This window comes from Nocardioides sp. S5, assembly GCF_017310035.1.
In the GTDB taxonomy this organism is placed as follows: domain Bacteria; phylum Actinomycetota; class Actinomycetes; order Propionibacteriales; family Nocardioidaceae; genus Nocardioides.
The window spans coordinates 3597321-3618476 of the sequence record NZ_CP022296.1 but is presented as its reverse complement, the minus strand read 5'-3'; the positions used below and the strand labels follow the sequence as shown (position 1 = coordinate 3618476).

At 67.3% G+C, this 21156-nt stretch carries 17 protein-coding genes and 4 pseudogenes; 10 read left to right on the top strand and 11 right to left on the bottom strand.

What is annotated here, in order from left to right; translation table 11 throughout:
• Nucleotides 1-72: 72 nt before the first annotated feature.
• The 6 genes and pseudogenes from CFI00_RS17900 to istA (CFI00_RS17875) all read right to left on the bottom strand — a co-directional run.
• Nucleotides 73-702: pseudogene (locus tag CFI00_RS17900) on the bottom strand (transposase); the annotation flags it as partial.
• Entirely contained in the window at nt 687-1346 is a 660-nt protein-coding gene (locus CFI00_RS17895; RefSeq protein ID WP_207082374.1) for a transposase family protein, read from the bottom strand. The pseudogene CFI00_RS17900 and the gene CFI00_RS17895, both read right to left, overlap by 16 nt.
• Nucleotides 1347-1448: 102 nt before the next feature.
• A complete protein-coding gene (locus CFI00_RS17890; RefSeq protein ID WP_207082373.1) occupies nt 1449-2309 on the bottom strand; it encodes an IS3 family transposase in 861 nt (286 codons plus the stop codon).
• Nucleotides 2309-2596 (bottom strand): transposase, encoded by a 288-nt coding sequence (locus tag CFI00_RS17885; protein WP_166191394.1) that lies wholly within the window; start codon nt 2594-2596, stop codon nt 2309-2311. Before CFI00_RS17885 ends, CFI00_RS17890 begins: the two co-directional genes overlap by 1 nt.
• Nucleotides 2597-2882: 286 nt before the next feature.
• Entirely contained in the window at nt 2883-3662 is a 780-nt protein-coding gene (istB, locus tag CFI00_RS17880; RefSeq protein WP_242532459.1) for an IS21-like element helper ATPase IstB, read from the bottom strand.
• Nucleotides 3659-5236: an IS21 family transposase gene (gene istA, locus CFI00_RS17875; protein WP_242532858.1), complete on the bottom strand. Its 1578-nt coding sequence runs from the start codon at nt 5234-5236 to the stop codon at nt 3659-3661. The genes istB (CFI00_RS17880) and istA (CFI00_RS17875) overlap by 4 nt, the downstream gene beginning before the upstream one ends.
• An 893-nt stretch (nt 5237-6129) precedes the next feature.
• On the opposite strand from istA (CFI00_RS17875), the gene CFI00_RS17870 reads away from it, so the two are divergent.
• Nucleotides 6130-6744, top strand: coding sequence for a TetR/AcrR family transcriptional regulator (locus CFI00_RS17870; RefSeq protein WP_166191397.1), 615 nt, complete (start codon nt 6130-6132; stop codon nt 6742-6744).
• Between the two features lie 71 nt (nt 6745-6815).
• On the opposite strand, the gene CFI00_RS23705 is transcribed toward CFI00_RS17870, so the two are convergent.
• Nucleotides 6816-6953: a hypothetical protein gene (locus CFI00_RS23705; protein WP_242532472.1), complete on the bottom strand. Its 138-nt coding sequence runs from the start codon at nt 6951-6953 to the stop codon at nt 6816-6818.
• A gap of 9 nt (nt 6954-6962) precedes the next feature.
• Between CFI00_RS23705 and CFI00_RS23700 the strand changes: the two genes are divergently transcribed.
• The 5 genes and pseudogenes from CFI00_RS23700 (at nt 6963) to istB (CFI00_RS17850) (ending at nt 11597) form a co-directional block, all read left to right on the top strand.
• The gene (locus tag CFI00_RS23700) at nt 6963-7304 is read left to right on the top strand and encodes a hypothetical protein (protein WP_242532471.1); all 342 of its coding nucleotides are present in this window, start codon (nt 6963-6965) and stop codon (nt 7302-7304) included.
• A gap of 73 nt (nt 7305-7377) precedes the next feature.
• Nucleotides 7378-7749, top strand: a pseudogene (locus tag CFI00_RS23695) (BtrH N-terminal domain-containing protein); the annotation flags it as partial.
• Between the two features lie 68 nt (nt 7750-7817).
• Nucleotides 7818-8465 (top strand): DUF4872 domain-containing protein, encoded by a 648-nt coding sequence (locus tag CFI00_RS23690; RefSeq protein WP_242532470.1) that lies wholly within the window; start codon nt 7818-7820, stop codon nt 8463-8465.
• A 685-nt stretch (nt 8466-9150) separates the two neighbouring features.
• Nucleotides 9151-10797 (top strand): IS21 family transposase, encoded by a 1647-nt coding sequence (istA, locus tag CFI00_RS17855; protein ID WP_207082371.1) that lies wholly within the window; start codon nt 9151-9153, stop codon nt 10795-10797.
• Nucleotides 10794-11597 carry an IS21-like element helper ATPase IstB gene (gene istB / locus CFI00_RS17850; protein ID WP_207082265.1) on the top strand — a complete coding sequence of 268 codons (804 nt, stop codon included), beginning with the start codon at nt 10794-10796 and terminating at the stop codon, nt 11595-11597. The genes istA (CFI00_RS17855) and istB (CFI00_RS17850) overlap by 4 nt, the downstream gene beginning before the upstream one ends.
• Before the next feature lie 752 nt (nt 11598-12349).
• Here the strand turns inward: istB (CFI00_RS17850) and CFI00_RS17845 are convergent.
• Together CFI00_RS17845 and CFI00_RS17840 are read right to left on the bottom strand one after the other, a co-directional pair.
• Nucleotides 12350-14668, bottom strand: a complete 2319-nt coding sequence (locus CFI00_RS17845; protein ID WP_207082370.1) for an MMPL family transporter — start codon at nt 14666-14668, stop codon at nt 12350-12352.
• 43 nt (nt 14669-14711) lie between these two features.
• A complete protein-coding gene (locus tag CFI00_RS17840) occupies nt 14712-15314 on the bottom strand; it encodes a TetR/AcrR family transcriptional regulator (protein WP_207082369.1) in 603 nt (200 codons plus the stop codon).
• 185 nt (nt 15315-15499) lie between these two features.
• On the opposite strand from CFI00_RS17840, the gene CFI00_RS17835 reads away from it, so the two are divergent.
• Nucleotides 15500-15958 carry a MarR family transcriptional regulator gene (locus CFI00_RS17835; protein WP_207082368.1) on the top strand — a complete coding sequence of 153 codons (459 nt, stop codon included), beginning with the start codon at nt 15500-15502 and terminating at the stop codon, nt 15956-15958.
• A 622-nt stretch (nt 15959-16580) separates the two neighbouring features.
• On the opposite strand, the gene CFI00_RS17830 is transcribed toward CFI00_RS17835, so the two are convergent.
• Nucleotides 16581-18014 (bottom strand): IS1380 family transposase, encoded by a 1434-nt coding sequence (locus tag CFI00_RS17830; RefSeq protein WP_207082367.1) that lies wholly within the window; start codon nt 18012-18014, stop codon nt 16581-16583.
• Nucleotides 18015-18127: 113 nt separating this feature from the next.
• Here CFI00_RS17830 and CFI00_RS17820 point away from each other — a divergent pair.
• From CFI00_RS17820 to CFI00_RS17810, 3 genes and pseudogenes are all read left to right on the top strand, one after another.
• A pseudogene (locus tag CFI00_RS17820) lies at nt 18128-19047 on the top strand (IS3 family transposase); the annotation flags it as partial.
• 290 nt (nt 19048-19337) lie between these two features.
• Nucleotides 19338-20537, top strand: coding sequence for an IS30 family transposase (locus CFI00_RS17815; RefSeq protein WP_207082267.1), 1200 nt, complete (start codon nt 19338-19340; stop codon nt 20535-20537).
• A 7-nt stretch (nt 20538-20544) separates the two neighbouring features.
• A pseudogene (locus CFI00_RS17810) lies at nt 20545-20835 on the top strand (IS3 family transposase); the annotation flags it as partial.
• On the opposite strand, the gene CFI00_RS17805 reads toward CFI00_RS17810, so the two are convergent.
• Complete coding sequence (locus CFI00_RS17805; RefSeq protein ID WP_207082364.1) at nt 20804-21118, bottom strand: hypothetical protein; 315 nt, start codon at nt 21116-21118, stop codon at nt 20804-20806. The pseudogene CFI00_RS17810 and the gene CFI00_RS17805 overlap by 32 nt on opposite strands.
• Nucleotides 21119-21156: the final 38 nt, after the last annotated feature.

The following is a 21156-nucleotide window of genomic DNA, read 5'->3' as shown; positions in this document are numbered from 1 at the left end:
ACGACAAGCCTCGGGAAGCGCGCTACCGGGATGGCGGTCGATGCGCGGATGAGCCCGGTTATCAGGCTCTTATTACCTGAGGTGGGGGCTGGCGAGTCCGCCCCCGATCAGCAGCATCCGAAGGCGGTAGCTCTCGCGGTTGCGGAACCCGCGGGCGACGCGGTGGAGCTCGATGAGGCCGTTCATGGCTTCGGTGCCGCCGTTGTTCGAGCGGGCGGTGTCGAAGTAGGCCAGGAACGCCTGCCGCCAGCGCTTCAACGTGCGGCCCAGGCGGGCGATCTCGGGGATCGGGCAGGACGCGAACGTGGCGAGGACCTTCTCGGCGATCTTGCGGCCCTCGGCGGTGTTGGGGTGGCGGTAGGCCGAGCGGAGCTGCTGGGCGCACGACGCAACGTAGACGACCAGGTGCTCCTCGAGGCGGGCGGCGATCGCGTTCTCGAACCTGGTCCATTGCTTGTCGGTGAGCTTCTCCGCACCGGCGCGTAGGAGCTTCTGGATGCCGTAGAGCGGGTCGCCCTTGCGGCCACGGTGGCCGAGGGTCTCCTGCTGGATCCGGCGGCGGCACTCATCGACCGCGGCGGTGCCGAGCTTGACGACATGGAAGGCGTCGAGGACTGCGACGGCGTCCTCGAGCTGGTCATTGATCGCGCTCTTGTAGCCCTGGAACGGGTCCAGGGCCGCGATCTTCACACCGGCGCGGAACCCCTGACCGCGCTCAGCGAGCCAGTCGGCGTAAGCCTTCCCGGATCGTCCCGGGACGAGGCGAGGAGCCGGGCGCGGACGCGTCCGTGCTGGTCACGGCTCAGGTCGACCATCCCGGTCAGCTCCTTCGGCCCACGTCCACCCTGGTCGACGGGCTTGGTCGAGACGTGGTGCCAGATGTGCTCATCGACGCCCAAGACCTCTAAGTTGTCGAACCTGGTCGGGTCGGCGGCCATCTGTTCGAGCAGGGGCTTGATCGAGCGCCACACCGTGCGCCACGAGGTGCCCAACTGGCGGGCGAGAACAGCCACCGAGGCGTGCTCGCGACGGATCTGAGCGATCGGCCACCAGCACGCCCGCACCGTGAGCAGCGCCCGCGGCCGGGCCAACCCGTCGTGCTGCTCGCTCCACCCGCCGGCCCTGCACTTCGGCTCAACGCAGCGCCAGGTCCGCTTGCGCCACACAAGTCGCACCGGGCGGCCGAAGGAGGGCACGTCGACCAGGCGGACCTCGCGCCGGCCATGGCTCGCGGCGATCACACCGCACGCGTGGCAGCCCGCCGGTGCGGGGTCGGACTCGACCACCACGCGTAGATGACGCAGCTGCTCGGTGACCTCGATGACGTGGAACCCCTCCAGGCCCACGAGGAGATCGCAGCGCTGTGAAGTGCCCCCGGTTCCCCGGACTACTGGGGTTGGGTGGATCTGATCATGCAGCGGTCTCGCTTGGGGGTCCAGCAGGCGTCCTCAATGCGTGCTGGGTCTCGTAGTCGGCGGGGCTGAGGTAGCCGAGCGTCGAGTGACGCCGGCGCGGGTTGTAGAAGCCGTGACGAAGCTGAAGATCGCGTTCGCCAGGACTTCACGGGTCGGCCAGGTCGAGCGGTCGAGCAGCTCGGTCTGCAGGGTCGCGAAGAAGCTCTCGGCCACGGAGTTGTCGAAACAGTCGCCGATCGTGCCCATCGATCCGAGCAACCCTGCTTCGCGCAGCCGGTGACCGAAGGCCCAGCTGGTGTAGGTCGACCCGTGGTCGCTGTGATGGACCGCCCCGGCCGGTGGGCGACGGTTCCAGATCGCCATCTGCAACGCATCGACCACCAGCTCGGAGCGGATGTGGTCCGCGATCGACCAGCCCACGACGCGGCGGCTGAAGCAGTCGATGACGACCGCGAAGTACAACCACCCCTCACCTGTGCGGTGCTGGGTCACGTCGGCGACGTAGAGCCTGTCTGGGGCATCGGGGCGGAAGTTCCGCTCGACCAGGTCCTCCGATGGTGTCGCGGCCTGATCGCGGCGGGTGCAGCCCCGCAGCCTGCGTCGGTGCACGCCCTGCAGGCCGGTGGAGCGCATCAGTCGCTCGACACGGCCGTGGCTGACCTCCAGACGCCGGCCCATGGTCAGCTCGGCATGGACCCGGCGGTGGCCGTAGGTGCCGTAGGAGGCGGCGTGCACGTCGTGGATCGCGGCCATCAGGTAGGCCTGCTCGAGGTCACGACGGCTCGCTCGGCGCCGCGCCCATTCGTAGTAGCCCGAGGTCGAGACGTTCAGCACCCGGCAGGTCACCGCGACCGGAACACCGTCCGCGGCAAGCTCCTGGACTACCGGGAACACTATTTTGGGAGCACGTTCTCCCGAGCGAAGTAGGCACTGGCCCGCTTCAAGATCTCGATCTCCATCTCGAGCACCCGCTTGTCACGGCGCAGCTGGACCAGCTCGGCCCGCTCATCAGAGGTCAGGCCGTCTTGGACGCCGTCGTCGATGTCGGCCTGCTTCATCCAGCGACGCAGACCGGACTCGGCAATGCCGAGATCCTTCGCGATCTGAGCGATCGGCTTCTCACGCAGCCGCGCCAGCTCGACTGCTCGACGACGGAACTCAGGACTCTTCGGTGCAGGCACAGGGACTCCTCTCGGGCGACCATCGTCGCCTCACTCAAGGTGTCCGGGCTAGCGGGGGCACTTCACTGGCAGTAGGACGGATCTGGACACGAACGCGCGCGATCGCACGCCGTAGGCTGCGACATCGTCGAGGCCTTCCGGTTCGGTTGCTTGGTCGCACCAAACTTTGGAAGGTCTCGACCCATCTCCGGGTCAGCTCAGCGGCGCGTGTCGCCTACCCCCTGTCAATGGCCAAGTCGTGGTCCCCACTGGTGGCCAACTGAAAGTCCCCACCCCTCGTGGGTTCTCAGTTGCTCTTGAGGCGGGTTCCTCCGTTCGCTCGGGCCTGTTTCATTCGGTAGGAGTCGCCGTCGGTGACGACGGTGTGGCAGTGGTGCAGGAGCCGGTCGAGCATGCTGACCGCGGTGGTGTGCTCGGGCAGGAACCGTCCCCAGGACTCGAAGGGCCAGTGGGACGCGATCCCGAGCGAGCGGCGTTCGTAGGCAGCCGCGACGAACCGGAACAGCAGCTGCGCGCCGGTGTCGTCCAGCGGCGCGAACCCGAGCTCGTCGACCAGGAGCAGGTCGTGGCGCAGCAGGTTCTCGATGACCTTCCCGACGGAGTTGTCGGCCAGCCCGCGGTAGAGGGTCTCGACGAGTTCGGCGGCGGTGAAGTAACGGACCCGGTGACCTGTTTCGACTGCCGCGATCCCGAGTGCGATCAGGGTGTGTGACTTCCCCGTCCCGGCGGGCCCGATCAGGCACACGTTCTCGGCGGCGCGGATCCACTCCAGGCTGGCGAGGTAGTCGAACGTGGCCGGTGGGATCGAGGATGCGGCGACGTCGAACTCCTCGAGTCGTTTGGTGACCGGGAAGCCGGCTTGTCGCATCCGGGTACGCCGGTTGGACTCATCACGTGAGGCGATCTCGGCCTCGATGAGGGTGCGGAGGAACTCCTCGGGGTTCCAGCGTTGGGTCTTCGCGGTGAGGAGCAGCTCGGGTGCCAGGCGGCGCATCGCGGCCATCTTGAGCCGCTTCAGTCCGTCGTTCAGGTCGGTGGCCAGCGGCGGCGGGGTCGTGGCGGTCACGACACGTCACCGCCGTCCACGGCTTCGTCCAGGAGCGGTCCTGCGGCTGGTCGGGCGTCGGGATTGATCCGGTAGGCGTCCAGCGTTCGGGTCGGGACGGTGGGCAGGGTCATCACCAGCGCCTGCCCGGCCGGGGTGGGTCGGGGTGCGTGTCCGTTGGTGGCCAGGATCGACCGGACGTCGTCGGAACGCCACCTCCCGAACGCCACCGCACGTTCCAGCGCCGCTTGCAGTGCGTCGGTGCCGTGGGCGGCGCCCAGGTCCAGCACCGTGGCTATCTCGGTGTTGAGCTTGGTGACCCCGGCCGCGGCGGCACCGACCAGGAACTGCTCGGCCACTGGACCCAGGGCCAAGAACTGCTTCTCGGCCACGGTCCGGCCCCGCGCCCGACGCTCGGGTGTGGCCGGTCGGGGCCGGTCGTAGTGGGCGTCGTCGATGCTGGTCTCACCCGGCGCCACCAGCCCGTGCTCGGCGTGGACTTCGCCGGTGATCGGCTCGATCACGCGCAGGATCCGGTCGCGTTCGTCGACCAGCACCGTCACGATCCGCCCGATCAGCCGGTTCGGGACCGAGTAGCGCGCGGACCCGAATCGGATGCAGGAGAGCTTGTCCACCTTCCTGGTGATCGGGGCGGGACCCACCTCGAGCCGTAGCGACGGCAGCTCGCCGAGCAGGTCACGCTCGGTGACCAGCCGGTCGTCCGGGATCGCGTGGATCTCGCTGTGCCGGCGGCCGTTGACCTCCGTGCACCAGGCTCGCGCGCGGGTGTTCAGTCCGGCATAGCCGCCTGCCCACACGGTCGCGTCGTCCTCAAGCCTCAAGGGGACGAGGAGGTCGTCCTTGGCGTAGCCGACGAGGTTCTCCACGATGCCCTTGGATTCCGGATCGCTCGCGTGGCAGAAGTCGGGCCGGAACCGGTAGTGGGCGGCGAACCGGACGTAGTCCGGTGCCGGGACGACCACGTTCGCGACCACGTTGCCCTTCAGACAGGCCATCCGGTCGGCCAGCACCAGCTTCGGCACCCCGCCGAGCTCCTCGAAGCACTCGGCCAGCAGCGCCAGGGTGGTGGTTTGCTGCTCATCGGGGCCGAACCGGACGAACCGGTAGCGCGACCAGGCCAGCACCGCACAGAACACGTGCACCCGTCGGCCGGCCACGATCTCGGTGCCCCAGTCGATGGCGAGTACCTCACCCGGGGTCCACACCGCCGGTCGGCGTCCGCCAGCACGGGCCTGCCCGATGCGCCACTCGCGCTTCGCGTCCGCGACCAGCCGCCGGAAGTTCCGGTCCGACCCCTCATACCCAGCCGCACGCGCGGCCGGCAGCAGCCGCTTCGCGCTGATCTTGCCGACGGTGTCGTTGACCTTCTCCGCGACCAGGTGGGCGACCGAGTCGTAGTTGCGACCCCGCTCCACCCGCGGCGCCGGCGGCTCGCCGCGACTGCTGGCCTGGTGGGCGTCGATGACCCGACGCACCGTCTTGTGGGTCGTGCCGCACAACTCGGCCGCTCCCCGGTAAGTGCCCACCTCGCGGTAGGCCGAAATGATGTCCATTCGTTCTCTCTCGTTCTTCAATGAAGACCCCTGCGTGGTGACGACGGCTGACCAGACATCGCCAACCGTCACCACGCAGGGCCCTCACGAGCCGTTACAACACGCGAAGAACGAGGAGCGGGGACTTCGACCTGGCCATCACCGGGGACCCGACATGGCCACCAGTGGGGACCGCTACCTGGCCACCAGTGGGGACTTTTTCATGGCCACGGACACCCCCACCGCAAGTACCAAGGGCCCCATTTCCTACACGACCACAGCGACTTCCGAGGGCTAGTCTCCAACACACGCCGAGCAGCTAGGCCTTGCGTCCCTACGTCGTCCCTACGTGCGTCACCATCGATCGGAGGACACTCGGCATGACTTGCAACGGTGCCACGGACTCTGGTCACGACAAGTCGGGGCGTGCTCTCCGGGACCACGGCCACGAACTCGGGCGCGGTCGAGGGCATGGCGCCGGCGCCCCGCTCCTTCGTGATCCGCTTGGCGGAGGTCAGCAGCAGTAGATCGGTGCGCCGCGCCGTTCTCAGGTGAACTGCTGCTCGGCGCCGCCGGGAGTGCAGTGCATCGCGTCTCCGCACGGGCCAAAGGGGAAGGCGGGCGCGAAGGAGACGGCGAGGTCGTCGGCCAAGTGACGGGCCGTTGGCTGGCCCGAGAAAGACGGGGTCCCGTCGGGGCCGAACGTGGCCGGGACAAGTAGGCCACCGGGGGAGAGGGCGCGGGTGGCGAGATCGACACATATGCCGCCTGGTTGGCCGGGAGAGCCTGCTGCCAGCGCGCCAGCAGATGGCATTGTCCGCGGTCCGTTACCTAGCAACGGCTTTCGGCACGGTGTCTGGCGCGCTAGGAGTGCGAAGGCGAGCACTGCTCCACCTAGAGCGCATACATGCATGTATGTATGTACAGTGTTCAACATGACCGCTGGCGTGCAGGATCGACAGGTTCGGGCGGTCGCAACCCGCCGGCTGCTGCTGGACACCACGGTGGCTTGCTTGGCGGAGCTGGGGTACGCGGGGACCACTGGCCCTGCCGTGGCCGAGCGAGCTGGCTTGTCGCGAGGCGCTCAGCTCCACCACTTCGGCACGCGAGACCAGATGGTCGTGGCGGCGGTCGAGCATTTGGCTCAGCAACGTCTCACGCATGTTCAAGACAGTCTCGCGATACGGATCGGAGACAGTCTGGACCCCTCGGCTCAACCGACCAGAGCGGCAGCACTGGCGGCCCTGGAGCTCCTCGCTGAGGCGTTGTCCGGGCCGCTGTACGGAGCCACGTTGGAGTTATGGGCCGCGGCACGCACCGACGAGGACCTTCGACGCCAGCTGGTTCCGGCGGAGGAGCGGGTGCACGCCGAGCTTCGGGAGGTATGTCGCGTCTGGATCACCACGGATCCGGTTCTGATCCAGTTGACGCTGGATCTCCTGTTAGGTCGAGGAGTGAGCGGGATGCTCGTCCCGCATCCTTCTAAGTGGCAGCGTGATGTCCTCGAACGCTGGATCGACACTGTCATGGCAGGCGGGGTAGCGGGATGAGTCGATTTGATGACCTGATCGCGACGTTTGCAGAGAAGTTCCGTCCTCCTGACGACGGGGCTCGCCTTGCCTCACACCACGCCAACTGTCTGGGCTGCGGCGAGGACAATCCGCATGGTCACCATCTCGAGGTGCGACGTGCGGGGGACGGCGTGGTCGCTGCGCACGCCTTCGACCGCCGGCACGAGGGCGCGCCGGGGATCGCTCATGGTGGGGCGTTGGCGACGGTCATCGACGACCTCTATGGATTCCTCCAGTACTTAGTTGGCGGCCCGGCGGTGACTCGACGCCTCGAGATCGAGTACCTGCAGCCTGTCCTCTTGGACGTCACCTATCGGTTGGACGCCCACCTCACCGGTCGCGATGGGCGTCGACTTCAGGTTGAAGCCACCATCACCGACCCGGAGGGGCAGAGGGTGCTCACCTCGACCGCAATGTTCGTGCTCGTTGACGTCGCCCACTTCGCTGCTGCGTACGCACGGAGCCTGGAGAGCGCCATCACCAAGACCGCCGAGGAGACCGGCGGTCCGAGAGGCGTTGAGAGAGAGCCGAGGCCGTGATCGTTCAGCGAGCAGAGGTTGACTGCTACCGATCACCGTCCGACACGCAGGCTCGGATGCGAAAGACGGCTTCATGACTACTAGTCATGCCGCCGCACAGGTGTCGCCCTACCCGCATCGGATCGGTGGGCACTGTGGGTCCGGCGCTCTGCGAGACCTGCTGGAGTGGGCCGGACTCGGATGGGACGGCCCTCCCAGCGAAGGTCTGGTGTTCGCTCTCGGCGGCGCGCTCGGTCTCTCCTGTGTGCGCTCGGTAGGCCTTTTCCCACCCCTGTACCTGGTTGGCCGTGGCGGAGAGCTCGAGCTGGATCTGCCTCGTCGGCTTGGCGCAGCGGCCGAGCAGCGGGTTACTGATGATCCCGCCGAGGGGTGGAGCTGGGTACGCGCCGAGATCGAGGGCGGTCGTCCAGTCATGCTCTGGGCTGACATTGCCGAGCTGCCATATCTGCGCGTCAAACTTTCGATGAGCCGCCACGACATCGTGGTCATCGGGTTCGATGACCATGCGCTCTGGTGGTCGACAACGATCGCGAAGACGTCCAGGAGGTCCCCTACGAGGCCCTTGCGCGGGCCCGCAGTTCCACGTCGTTCCCGCAACCGACGCGACACACGCTGTATGACATCAGGTGGCCCGCCGAGCTGCCGGATCTGGCGTCCGCGGCGGCTGAGGCATTCGCCCAGTCAGCCCAAGCGGTGAGCAATCCCACCAGCGCCACCAGAGTCTTCGACGAGCTACCCTCAGAACCGGGTGACGCCGCCGGTCTGATGGTCCGCAGCGCAGGAGTCGCCGCAGCGCATGCCTTTGCCACGGACATTGCGGGCTGGGAGCGCCACGACGACGAGGAACTCGAAATCATGTTGTTCAGCCTCGGCGCGTTCATCGAGAAGGCAGGCACAGGCGGCGGCCTCTTCCGCCGGCTGCTGGCCCAGGGGGCTTTCGAGATCGCCCAGATGACCGGGGATGAAGCAACCACCTCATCGGCGCGGTCAGCCAGCCGAGCCGCAGAGGCCTGGACGACGGTGGCCCGTTCGGCCACCGCCCGGGATAAGCCGGCACGCAGTGGAGTTCGCGACGCCGCGCAGTCGGCCTTGGCCCTTCCGGAGCTCGAGGCCATGCTGACCCAAGACCTCCACGGCGCTGCGGCGTCACTTCGAACCTGAGGGTGCACGGCATCAGTCGTCCAAACTTCACCTGCTCTATCTGAGGCGTCCCCATTTCTGACTCCCACTTCAGTGGGTAGCGCTCGTTTTGACGTCGAACATCAACCCGGCTCAGGCGCCGCTGCATCTGCGATGTCGAGGAGCGCATGGCCTCGATTCTGCGGGGCCAAATCGATGTTCCCGGTTGTTTGGCGCCGAGACAGCGCACGTTGGTGAGACAGCTCGACTGGGGAGTTCGTGGGGGGTGGTGGGGTGGGGGGTTGAATCCTTGGTGACCTGCGGATGGAGGCCCGCCGACGAAGGCGCTCCGCCTCTCAGAGTTGGGCCACCGATGCCTGAGCTTTGTACTAGCGACGGCGCTCGCCTTGCTCCGCCAAGCGACTGCAAGGCGTCGTTCTCTCGGCGGCGGGCTCGGTCGGTCGGGGTGTTCGTCCTGGTCGATCATATTGGCGTCTGGCTCTGCTGCCTGGCAGCGGCCGTGGGTAGCGCTCAGTGCCGCCTGTCGCCTGCCATGAGCATGGGACCGCTCTGAGCGGTTTTCTGCCAGGTTCATGGGACCACCTGGATTGCCAGTCATGGGACCACCCGGCGCGCCTGGCCGGTGGGTCCTCGGTTCGGCCGTTGGATCGCCGCGTCAGGTCAGTCGGCGCGGAGGTCGTCAGCGGTGGGATTCAGGGAGGTCAGCGTGGTTGAGGTGTTCGAGGTGCTGCGGGCGTGGCTCGCGGGGTTGGGGCTGCGGAAGGTCGCCGAGCGGGCCGGTGTGGACCGGAAGACCGCTCGCCGGTACGTGGCCGCGGCCGAGGCCGCCGGCCTGTCGCGCGACGCGGGTGTCGAGGCGCTCACCGATGAGCTGGTCGGTGTCGTGGTCGAGGCGGTGCGGCCGGCACGGCCGAACGGGCACGGCGCTTCGTGGGAGCTACTGCTGGCTCACGAGGAGCAGATCAGCGCCTGGGTCAAGGGCGGCGACGGCGCCGAGCCGTTGAGCATCGTGAAGATCGAGGAGTTGCTCGCCCGGCAGGGGTGCGTGGTGTCGTACCGGACGCTGCACCGGTTCGCGGTCGAGCGGTGCGGATTCCGACCGAAGAGGACCACGGTGCGGGTCGCCGACGGCGAGCCGGGCGTGGAGTGCCAGGTCGACTTCGCCCAGATGGGCTACCTGACCGACCCGGAGACCGGTCGCCGGCGGAAGGTGCACGCGCTGATCTTCACTGCCGTGGTCAGCAGGCACATGTTCGTGTGGTTGACCTACTCCCAGACGCTCGTCGCGGTGATCGCCGGCTGCGAGGCAGCCTGGCGGTTCTTCGGCGGCGCCTTCAAGGTGCTGATCCCGGACAACCTCAAGCCGGTCGTGACCGACGCCGACGCGGTGAACCCGACGCTGAACGTGGGCTGGTTGGACTACGCCCAGCACGTCGGGTTCGGGACCGACCCGGCCCGGATCCGCTCGCCGCAGGACAAGCCGCGGGTGGAGCGGGTGGTGCAGTACGTGCGCGGCAACTTCTGGGCCGGGGAGTCCTTCACCGACCTCGCCGATGCGCAGGCTCGCGTCGAGGCATGGTGTGCGCAGCGGGCCGGGATGCGGATCCACGGCACCACCCAGGCCCGACCGGCCGAGGCGTTCGCCGAGCTCGAAGCGAGCTGCCTGTTGCCGGCCCCGGAGCCCTATGACGTGCCGGTGTTCAAGCGGGTCAAGGTGCACCGCGACTTCCACGTCGAGGTCGCCAAGGCGCTCTACTCGGTGCCCGAGCCATACCTGGGCCGCCAGCTGGACGCTCGCGCCGACAGCGAGCTGGTCAAGCTCTACACCACCGGCCGGACCGGCCAGGTGGGACCGGGCCGGCTGGTCAAGACCCACCCACGGCAGCCGCCCGGCGGACGGTCCACGGACCGTGAGGACCTGCCCGAGGAGAAGACCGGCTACGCGCTGCGAGACCTCACCAAGCTGATCGGCGTGTGCGCCGGGCACGGGGAGAACATCGGGATCTATGCCGAGCGGCTGCTCGACGATCCGCTGCCCTGGACGAGGATGCGCAGCGTGTACCGGCTACAAGGTCTGGTCCGCCGCTACGGCCCAGAGCCGGTCGAGAACGCCTGCGCACGAGCGCTGGACCTCGACGTGGTCAGCGTGTCGAAGATCGCCTCGATGCTCGAGAAGGCCACCGAGCGCGAACAGCCGGTGCTGCCTGCCGCAGCCGGCTCCGGCCACAACGCCCAGGGCGGCCGGTTCGCTCGCGACCCCAAGGAGTACTCCGGTCGCGGCAGCGTCCGGCTCACCCTCATCCCCGGCGGCCGGGTCGCCGGGGATGGCACAGACCTGGAGCCCACCCGATGAGCACAACGACCAAGGTCGGGCCGGTCGATCCGGTCGGGACCGACCTGATGCGGACACTGAAGGCGCTCAAGCTCGGCGGTCTGAAGGACACCCTGCCCGAGCGGCTCGCGCTGGCCAAGCAACGCAAGATGGGCCATGCCGCGTTCCTCGAGCTGGTGCTGGCCGACGAGATCACTCGCCGGGAGTCCCGCTCGGCGATGCTGCGCGCCCGCACCGCCGGGCTGGACCCCACGATGCGGCTGGAAGCCTGGGACGAGCTCGACGACCTCTCCTACGACCGGACCCTGCTGTCGGACCTGACCAGCCTGCGGTTCACCGAGGCCGGCCACGGCGCCCTGATCCTCGGCCCGGTCGGCGTCGGGAAGACCCACCTCGCATCAGCGCTCGGCCACACCGCTATCCGACGCCGGCTCAGCGTCCACTTCGCCCGCGCCGACAAGCTGTTCACCCGGCTCCGCGCCGCCCGACTCGACAACACCCTCGAGGCCGAGATCCGCAAGCTCGCCCGCGTCGACGTGCTGATCATCGACGACTTCGCGCTACGACGGCTCGAGGCCACCGAGACCAACGACTTCTACGAGATCATCGTCGAACGCCACCGCCGCGCGAGCACCATCGTGACCTCGAACCGGGACCCCGCCGAGTGGCTGGCCATGATGAGCGACGCGCTGCTCGCCCAGTCCGCGATCGACCGACTCACCTCAGGCGCGCACACCCTGGTCATCGAAGGCCCCTCCTACCGGCAACGAGACCGACTCAACCAGCGCGCCGACATTGACCCAGGAAGCGAGGCCCTGTGATGCTCACCCACACCTTCGGGTGGTCCCATGCTCATGGCAACGAGGTGGTCCCATCACCGTGGCAAGCGACACCGCCAAACTACCCTTTTCCCCCTATGTATTTCGGCGTACTCTGACCTCAACCCCTGCGTGCATGGTGATCATGAACCACCGGGTTCGGCCGCTAGGGCTGGAGGTGGGTGGAGTGAGATATTGGGATCCGAACGGGCCAGCTTGGCAACATCTGGGGAACGCCCTATGGGATGTGCTGGCAGTCGTGTGGTGGACGTTAGTGGGCGGCCTCGTCGCTGCCGGTGCATGCTGGTACGTGGGGGAGTCCATCTATGGTGAGTGGGCTCGCGTACACCCCCGGCCACGCCTCCGGTTTTTGGCCGAACGAAAGCTCCGTCGAGATCTCGCCCGGGGGCTTGCTGATCTTGAGGAATACTTGCGCGAACACGATCCAGCACAGGTGAACGGAAAGCCGGCACGTCATGGCCGGTCGCGCAATTGGAGACGCCACGGGCGGCGCCGACCTTGAGGCGGCCTCCGATATTTCGGACACTAACCGGGCCGGAAAGTCCAGGTTGTCCGCTGGGTGAAGGGTCTGTTCCCTCCGGCAGATGAGGTCGACGCGCATCACGGGGTGGCGAAGAGATCGCAGCCTCTTGCTCCGCGGCCTTCTCCGCGCAGCGGATCCTGGAGCGCGAACCCGGCCGAAGCACGACGCACCTTTGGCGGTCTGTTCTCCATCAGCCTGGGATCTTGATGTCCTATCGGTCAGTGACTCCGGCCTGCTCGTCGAGCATGGTCAGGAGCTTGTCGCCCTCGATGTCGAGGTCCGGCAGTAGCCGGTCGAGCCAGGGGGGAAGCCACCATGCTCTGTCGTCGAAGACGGCCATGAGCGCCGGTACGAGGGTCAACCGGACGATGAATGCGTCGATCAGGATGCCGGCGGCGAGTGCGAAGCCGACCTGCTTGATCATGATGTCGTGGCTGAAGATGAAGCCGGAGAACACCGCGACCATGATGATGGCGGCTGCGACGACGACCCGGCTGGCGTGGTCGAAGCCGTGGACGACGCTTGGTCGCGCTGCCTGGCCGTGGATGTGTGCCTCGCGCATCGAGGAGACCAGGAAGACCTCGTAGTCCATGGCGAGTCCGTAGAGGATGCCGGTCACGATGATCGGCATGAAGCTCATGAGCGGACCGCCGGTGTCGAAGCCGAAGAGTTCGCTGACCCAGCCCCACTGGAAGACTGCGGTGGTGGCACCGAAGGTGGCCAGGATGCTGAGCAGGAAGCCGGCTGTGGCCTTGATCGGGACGACCACCGAGCGGAAAACGACCATCAGAATCAGGACGGAAAGCACGATGATGATGCCGAGGTAGAGCGGAAGCACGCTGGCGATCTTGTCGGACATGTCGATTCCGATGGCGGTGAAGCCGGTCACGCCCAACTGCACCTGGTTGTCCTGGGCGATCGCGCTGTCGCGCTCGCGAAGTGACTTCACGAGGTCGCTGGTCGCCTCGTCGCTGGGGCCTGAGGTGGGGATGATGCTGAACACGGCGAGGTCGCCGGCCTCGTTGATGCCGACGGGGGTGGCCAGCACGATGTCGTCTCGGTCCTGGAACCCAGTGATCAGTTTCGCGGTCAGCTCGGGGGTGACACGTCCTGCGGTGCCGGTGGGCTCTGCGGTGACTAGGAGGGGGCCGTTGAATCCCTCACCGAAGCCTTGGGAGACGGCCTCGTAGCTCTGCCGAGCGGCGGTGTCCTGGTTCGCGGTCGCGCCGGAGGGGATGCCCAGGTTCATGCTGGCTGCGGGGATCGCCATCACGCCCAGGATCGCGACCACGCCGGCGATGACGGGCCACCTGAACCTGATCACAGTCTTCACCCAGTGGTCGGCGACGCTGTGCGACTCCGCGTCCTCCTTGGCGCGGCGCCGGCCTCGGGCCTTGTCCGAGCAGATCCGCTCCCCGACTAGGCCTAGCAGCGCGGGCAGCAGGCTGAGGGCGATGAGCACTGCCAGGGCCACCGTGGACGCAGCGACCAGGGCCATAGTCGACAACGTCGCGATGCCGATGACGGTCAGGGCGGTCAGCGCGATGAGGACGGTCAGGCCGGCGAAGAACACGGCGCTGCCCGCAGTGCCGACTGCTCTGCCGGCTGCCTCCCGGGCGGTGAGCCCTCGGTCGAGGATCAGCCGACGCTGCCGGTTGACGACGAAGAGCGCGTAATCGATGCCGACCGCGAGGCCGACCATGAGACCCAGGACGGGGGTGGCGGAGTTCATCTCGACGACCGTCGAGAGCGCGTACGCGCCACCCACCCCGATGCCGACGCCGACCAGCGCGGTGACCAGGGGCAGACCGGCCGCGATCAGGGAACCCAACGTGAGCACCAGCACCAGGGCGGCGACGGCGAGACCGATCACCTCACCGATACCGACCGGGATCTCGATGGCCTTCAGCGAGTCGCTCGGGAGCACGGTGATGCCCGTTCCCTGCTCGGCACGCTCCACCACCTCGACCACCGAGGTAACGTCGTCATCGGTCAACGAGGTCGAGGCGACCGTGAACTGGAACTGGAACAGCGCGACCTGCCCGTCCGAGGACACCAGCACCCCGGGCACCGGTGCCCCATCCACCAGCAGCGGCTGGTAGGGAGGCGCCTGCCCCTGGTCCGACCCGGCCAGGGGATCGACCGGTGCATTGTCTGGCGGAGTGCCCGGGGCGCCCTCCTCGGCGGCACCCAGCGCGGCGTCGAGGGGGTTGACGACCTTCTCCAGGTCATAGACGTCGCCGACGGTGCCGCTGATCACCGCGAGTCGCTCCGGAGTGTCGAGCCGCTCACCGTCCGGGGCAGTGAAGACCACGCTGGCCTGACCCCCGGAGGCCTCGGGGAGCTCATCGGCTACGCGGTCGAGCACGGTCTGGGCCTCGGTGCCCTCGATCTTCATCTCGGAGCTGACGCTCACCCCGTTGATGGCCACGGCACCGATGACCACCGTGAGGACGGCGAGCCAGCCCGCAATGAACAGCCACGGCCTGCCGAACGCAGTTCGTCCGAGCCGGTACAAGAAAGTGGACATGGGTCTGGTGCTCCTTGAGGGCGAGAGGCGGCGGCGTCTAGATCTAGAGGCCGTGGCGCAGGTAGTCGAAGGTGATGTCGAGGAACGAGCTGTAGTCCATCGACGCGGGGGTGGCGTGGCTCTCGGCGCCCAGGTGCACGTCGAGGGTTCCCTCGAGGGCGGCCATCACGGCGCCGTACACGGCACCGAACAGCAGGGGCACGTAGACGGTGGGGTACCGGTCCCCGGCTGCCGACCCCAAGAGTTCCTGGGCAGTGTGGCGCATGCGTTGCTGAACGCCTAGGACGTAGGGCTCCAGGGTCGGGTACTCCCGCGCCATCGCCATCAGCTCGCGCATCCTCACCAACGTGTCCGCAGTGAGCTGATCCTTCATGACGGCCAGGAGGGCATCGAGCAACGGCAGATCCGCGGGCAGGCCGGCCAGGATCGCGCTGGCGTCCTCGACACCACCGAACGCGACTGACGCGACTGCCTCCTCCTTGCAGGAGAAGTGGTTCGCAAACGTGCGACGCGAGTAGCCAGCACGCTGCACGAGATCCGCGGTGACGAACCCGAACAGCCCGCGCTCACGGGTCAGCTCGAAGGCGGCTTGGGCGAGCGCCCGTCCCGTCGCCTCGCGCTTGAGGTCCCGCAACCCACGATCCATGCCCTGAGTATGACGCCTGTTGCCCAATGAGCAACATTGCCTATTGAGCAGTTAGATACCCATTGTTGCCGCTGGCCCAGCAGTTGTCCGTCGAGGGCAGGCCGGTAGCGTGACGCAACATATGGTCGCCGATCGCCCTCGGCGCCGGTGTTGTCAATGAGTGGCCATGGACTACGGGAGCTCGTATGGGTGCTGGTGGTGAAGTGGTCGCCGCGGACAGCGGAAGCCAGTTTGCTGATGCGGTGCTGGCTCTGCTCGCGGTCGCGCGGCGGACCAGGGGACGCCTGCAGCCGCTCTTCGAAGACGTCACCGTGCCGCAGTTGGTCTTGCTGGATGCTGTGCAGATCTGCGGTCTTGAGGGCATCGGCGCCATTTCGACGTACACGCTGTTGAGCCAGCCGACGGTGACCCAACAGGCGGCCAGCCTGGAAAGCGCAGGTCTGCTGCGCCGCATCCCGGCTGAGGACGACCGCCGCCGGCGCGTGCTCACGCTCACCGAGCGAGGTGAGCAACTTCTGGCCGCCAAGCGCGGCCTTGTCGCCGACCGACTCTCGGTGGCCTGGAGATCTCTCACGGCTGAGGAGCAAGCCATCGCGGTTCCACTGCTGCGCCACATCACGGATCTCGTGGCGGAACTGACCTGACTGAGTCCAATGGCGACTGGGTGGGCGTCGTGTGTCGAACCGACCCAGAGTCCTGCGGGCTCGCCGTCGCTCCGGCAGAACCGGATGGGCGAGCGGAATCGGTAGAGGCTTTGGGGAGCACTCGCCCGACGAGATGAGCCATCAGTGTGCCGAGCAATGATGGCGCCAGAGACTTGTTGGCTGGGCTCTGTTCCGTGAGGTTGCGTCGTCGCGCCTCAAGTTCGAGGCGCTGGCCGACCCGAGCTCCTAGCTCGTCGATGCCGCTGGCCAGTCCGGCTGCGATGGCCATGGCAGCCCAGTCGTTACGAGCGGTGGCCAGCACGGCGTGGGCAATGACGTCGGTGGGCGGGTCCTCCGCCATCTCGTCTATGACTTTGCGTACGCCCGAGTAGGTCCGGGAGGGACTGCTGCATGGATAGGTGACATCTGATCTGTGGTGCCGAGAGGTGCCGCTGGAAGGATGTACACCGTGCCTAAGCCCGGATCCACCGATCGGCATGGCCGGGATGAGGTGATGGTGGTCGGTTCCGGGTGAGGGCGCCGGGGCGCGATGATCTGCCGGACCTCACTGTCCGGGGTGTTCCACGTTGTTCCTCGTCGCGCAGCTGTGGCTGCTGGTTGGTCAGGCCGCGAGGGCGGGTGGCGGGTCGCTGACTCGGTCAAACAAGGCAGTCCAGGCGGTCTCCCAGGGCCAGGCTTGTGGCAGATGCAGAGTGACCCGTCGTGCTGAGGTCGCGACCCGTGCTGGCACGGTGATCAGCTTGCGACGGATCGTGGCGGTGGTGGCCTTCGCGATCTGCGGGTCGGTGAGGCTGGCGGCGGCTCGGGTGAGGTTGAACGCCATCACGGCGAGCACCAACCAGGCCGCGTTGGCAGTGAACACCCCGGACGGCAGGTGCGCCAACGCTGCGTGTTTGAGGTCAGCGTGGACCTGCTCGATGACCGCGTGATGGCGGTGGATCGCATCGGCGGCGACGGTGTCGAGCACGTCGGCGTCGGTGGTGGTGAAGAACGCATGGAACCGCCAGGTGTCAAACAGGGTGTCTTGGCCGGCTGCCTTGTTCTTCTCGGCGTTGAAGTCCGGGATCCGCCGGACCACCAGCCGGCCCGGCACGTGGTCGGTCTTCTTCTGGGCGGCAAACGCGGTGAAACCGATCTCGGCGACCTCGGCCCGTGAGACCCACCGGCCACTGGCTTCGTCGAAGACGGCATCGGTGTACTCGATGGTGGTCCACGCATCGTCGTCGATGGTGGCGATGGCGGCCTTGACCCGCTTGTCCATCCGCACGGTCACCGACACCGCGGCCCCACCCTTGAGGGCGGCGTGAACTGGTCCGCGGCCGTAGAACGCCGAATCCATCCGCACTAGGACCGGGTGGGACTTGTCGAGCAGTCGTCGGGCGGTCCGCACCGCATCGCCGACCAGTCGCTTCGCACCGCGTGGTGACCCAGTCGAGCCCTTGCGGAGCCGTTGGGCCACGATCACCGGGACGGCGCCGGCGATGGTGAGGGTGGCGAGCAGGGCGTTGAGGCCACGGACACCTGAGTAGCCGAACCCGGCGCCCTGCTTGGCGTGGCCATGGACCTCGATGATCGTGTCGTCGACATCGAGCAACGCGTAGTCAGCACTCGCGTCTGCATCCGGGCTCACCTCGGCTGACGGACGCAACAGCTCGGTGAGTCCTGCCAGCGCGATGAGGAACCTCGACGCGATCGCGTCGAGCTGACGCACGTGCCCGAAGGTGAACGCCCGCAGGAAGGAACCCAACGTCGAAGGCGCGTAGGCGCGGGCGAATACCCTCCCCATGCCGCCGTGACGCAACAGCGCCATGTCATCGATCGAATCGGCACCAGCGACCATCCCACCGACCAGCGAGGCGACCTTCAACCCGGCGTTCGCGCCCTTGTCGCCCGGCACCGTCAAGTGCTGATCCGCCAGATCACGCAGCCCAGCGGACTCGGCCAACGCGAGCACCGGAACCAGACCACCGGCCGACACGAGATTCGGATCATCGAAGACCGCCGACGTCGCCCGCGACGTGTGAGAGAGTTTCACCTCAGAGATGTCCCTTGTGTTCGGTCGAATCGTTGCCTCAAGAACTCCGATTCTCCCGCTACACAAGGGCATTCTCGTTTACGGCGCGCTCACCAGACCAAGTTCATCGGTGGATCCGGGCTAAGCCCTACCCCCAGGAGTTCCGTGACGATGTCGTGCGCGTCGCCAGGAACCGTGAGCCAGGCGTCCACCTCAAGCAGATCGCGGCAGACTTCGGGATCAGCGAGTCCTGTCTGACGGGCTGGATGAAGAAGGCCGACGTCGAGGACGGCGCCAAGCCCGGCCCGACGAGCGAGCAGGCTGCTGAGAACCGCGACCTTCGTAAGCGGTTGCGGCTGCTGGAGCAGGAGAACGAGGTCCTGCGTCGCGCAGCGGCCTATCTCTCCCAGGCCAACCTGCCGGGAAAATGATGTACCCGCTCGTCCGCGAGCTGGCCGCCAAGGACGCCCCGATCCGGGTGCCCGTGACGGTGACGTGCCGGGTGCTCAAGATCGCTCGCCAGCCCTACTACCGCTGGCTCACAGCACCCATCAGCGACGCCGAGTTGATCGAGGCATACCGTGCCAACGCGCTGTTCGACGCCCACCGCGATGACCCCGAGTTCGGCTATCGCTTCCTGGTCGATGAGGCCCTCGAGGCGGGTGAGGCGATGACCGCGCGCACCGCGTGGCGGATCTGCTCGAGCAACGGCTGGTGGAGCGCGTTCGGCAAGCCCAAGCGGGGCAAGGCCAAGAAGCCAGGCCCGCCGGTCCACGACGACCTGTGCGCCGTGGTCGACAAGCACGGCGTGACCCGCCACGAGTTCAATGCCGATGCGGTGAACGAGCTCTGGCTGACCGACATCACTGAGCACCGCACCGGCGAGGGCAAGCTGTACCTCTGCGCGATCAAGGACGTCTACTCCAACCGGATCGTGGGCTACTCCATCGACTCGCGCATGAAGTCCCGCCTGGCCGTCGCGGCGCTCAACAACGCGGTGGCCCGACGAGGCGACGTCGCCGGCTGCGTGGTCCATAGCGACCGCGGATCCCAGGGCGAAATCAACCGGTCGTCGCAACACCTTGAGTTCGGAGGTGTTCGAGCATGGCGACAGCGGACTGGAGCAAGAAGACCAGCGACGCGCCAGAGGAGCTTCGCCGGCAGTGGCGTGCTGACCGGGCGTTGCGGCCAGCGATGCGCTCGCCCGGGCGTCCTGACCCGTCCCGAGCGGTGCAACGGCAGTTCTGGCGGCTGATCGCCACGGGCATCACGTCGGCAGAAGCGGCGCTGGCGGTCGGTGTGTCAGTGCCGGTTGGGACCCGCTGGTTTCGCCACGCTGGCGGCATGCCGCCCATTTCGCTGGCCGAGCCCACCGGCCGCTATCTGAGCTTCGAGGAACGTGAGGAGATCGCCATCCTGCACGCCCAGGACAAGGGCGTTCGCGAGATCGCCCGCGCGATCGGGCGTGATCCCGGAACGGTCTCACGCGAGTTGCGCCGCAACGCTGCGACTCGTGGGGGGAAGCAGGAGTACCGGGCCACCGTGGCGCAGTGGAAGGCACAGCAGGCGGCCAAGCGCCCCAAGACCGCGAAGCTGCTCGAGAACCCGAAACTGCGGGAGTACGTCCAAGATCGGCTCGCCGGCAACGTTCGCCGGCCCGACGGCACGATCGTCACTGGCCCCACACCGGCCCCCTGGAAGGGGCTGAACAAGCCGCACCGTGCCGACCGGCGTTGGTCGCTGGCCTGGAGCCCGGAGCAGATCGCACAGCGGTTGAAGGTCGACTTCCCCGATGATGAGTCCATGCGCATCAGCCACGAGGCGATCTACCAGTCGCTGTTCATTGAGGGGCGTGGTGCGCTCAAGCGCGAGCTGGTCACGTGTCTGCGCACCGGACGTGCGCTACGGCAGCCGAGGGCCCGATCGCAGAACAAGCCCGGTGGGCATGTCACGGCCGATGTGGTTCTCAGCGAGCGCCCCGCTGAAGCCGAAGACCGCGCCGTCCCGGGTCACTGGGAGGGCGACCTGATCATCGGCACTGGCCGGTCGGCGATCGGGACGATCGTTGAGCGCAGCAGCCGCTCAACGATCCTGGTCCACCTGCCACGCATGGAGGGCTGGGGCGAGAAGCCCTACGTGAAGAACGGTCCATCGCTCGGCGGCTACGGGGCCGTCGCGATGAACGCGGCGCTGAGTGCGTCGATCACCAAGCTGCCCGAGCAGCTGCGCAAGACCCTGACCTGGGATCGCGGCAAGGAGCTCTCGGGTCACGCGCAGTTCGCGTTGGAGACCGGCACGAAGGTGTTCTTCGCCGACCCCCACTCGCCGTGGCAGCGGCCGAGCAACGAGAACACCAACGGCCTGCTGCGCCAGTACTTCCCCAAAGGCACGGACCTGTCGCGTTGGTCCGCCGAGGACCTCGAGGCCGTCGCTCACGCGCTCAACAACCGGCCCCGCAAGATCCTTGGGTGGAAGACACCTGCCGAGGTGTTCGATGAGCAACTACGCTCGCTTCAACAACCCAGTGTTGCATCGACTGGTTGAACCCAAGCAGTTCCGCAGCAGGAAATTTGTGCACGCGTTGAACCGCCACGCCATGGTCGGATCGATGGGCCGCGTCGGGGCAGCCGGCGACAATGCGGCCATGGAGAGCTTCTTCGCGCTCCTGCAGAAGAACGTCCTCGACCGGCGCTCCTGGGCCACCCGCGAGGAGCTCCGCATCGCCATCGTCCAGTGGATCGAACGGACCTACCACCGACGCCGCCGACAAGCCACGCTCGGCCGATTGACCCCCATCGAGTACGAGACCATCATGACCACACCAGCCACTCAGGCTGCGTAACCAACCTGTCACCTACTCGTGCAGCAGTCCCGGAGGCGTGCCGCCAGGCTTCGATGACGGCCTCCCTGCGGTCTTCAGGGTCGTCGACGAGGCCGCGTTCTAGGGATGCCACGAGACGGGTGTGCCAGCGGAGCAGGAGCGCGTTCGCGAGGTCCTCCACATTGTTGAAGTAGGTGTCGGTGCCTTCGATGTTGGTGGGGATGTGCCCATCGTTTCGGGTGAGGATGGCCTCGATCAGATTGTGGAGGACTGTTGCGCGGCTCGGCTTGGGTCGGTCCTTCACGGGTACTCCTTCGTGGGACTGGATGGTGAGTGGCTGAC

Coding starts and splice junctions, on each gene's coding strand:
- CFI00_RS17870 (WP_166191397.1), top strand. CDS start 6,130: ATGACCGCTGGCGTGCAGGATCGACAGGTTCGGGCGGTCGCAACCCGC.
- CFI00_RS23705 (WP_242532472.1), bottom strand. CDS start 6,953: ATGAGCGATCCCCGGCGCGCCCTCGTGCCGGCGGTCGAAGGCGTGCGC.
- istB (WP_207082265.1), top strand. CDS start 10,794: ATGAGCACAACGACCAAGGTCGGGCCGGTCGATCCGGTCGGGACCGAC.
- CFI00_RS17845 (WP_207082370.1), bottom strand. CDS start 14,668: ATGTCCACTTTCTTGTACCGGCTCGGACGAACTGCGTTCGGCAGGCCG.
- CFI00_RS17840 (WP_207082369.1), bottom strand. CDS start 15,314: ATGGATCGTGGGTTGCGGGACCTCAAGCGCGAGGCGACGGGACGGGCG.
- CFI00_RS17835 (WP_207082368.1), top strand. CDS start 15,500: ATGGGTGCTGGTGGTGAAGTGGTCGCCGCGGACAGCGGAAGCCAGTTT.
- CFI00_RS17815 (WP_207082267.1), top strand. CDS start 19,338: ATGCCGCCCATTTCGCTGGCCGAGCCCACCGGCCGCTATCTGAGCTTC.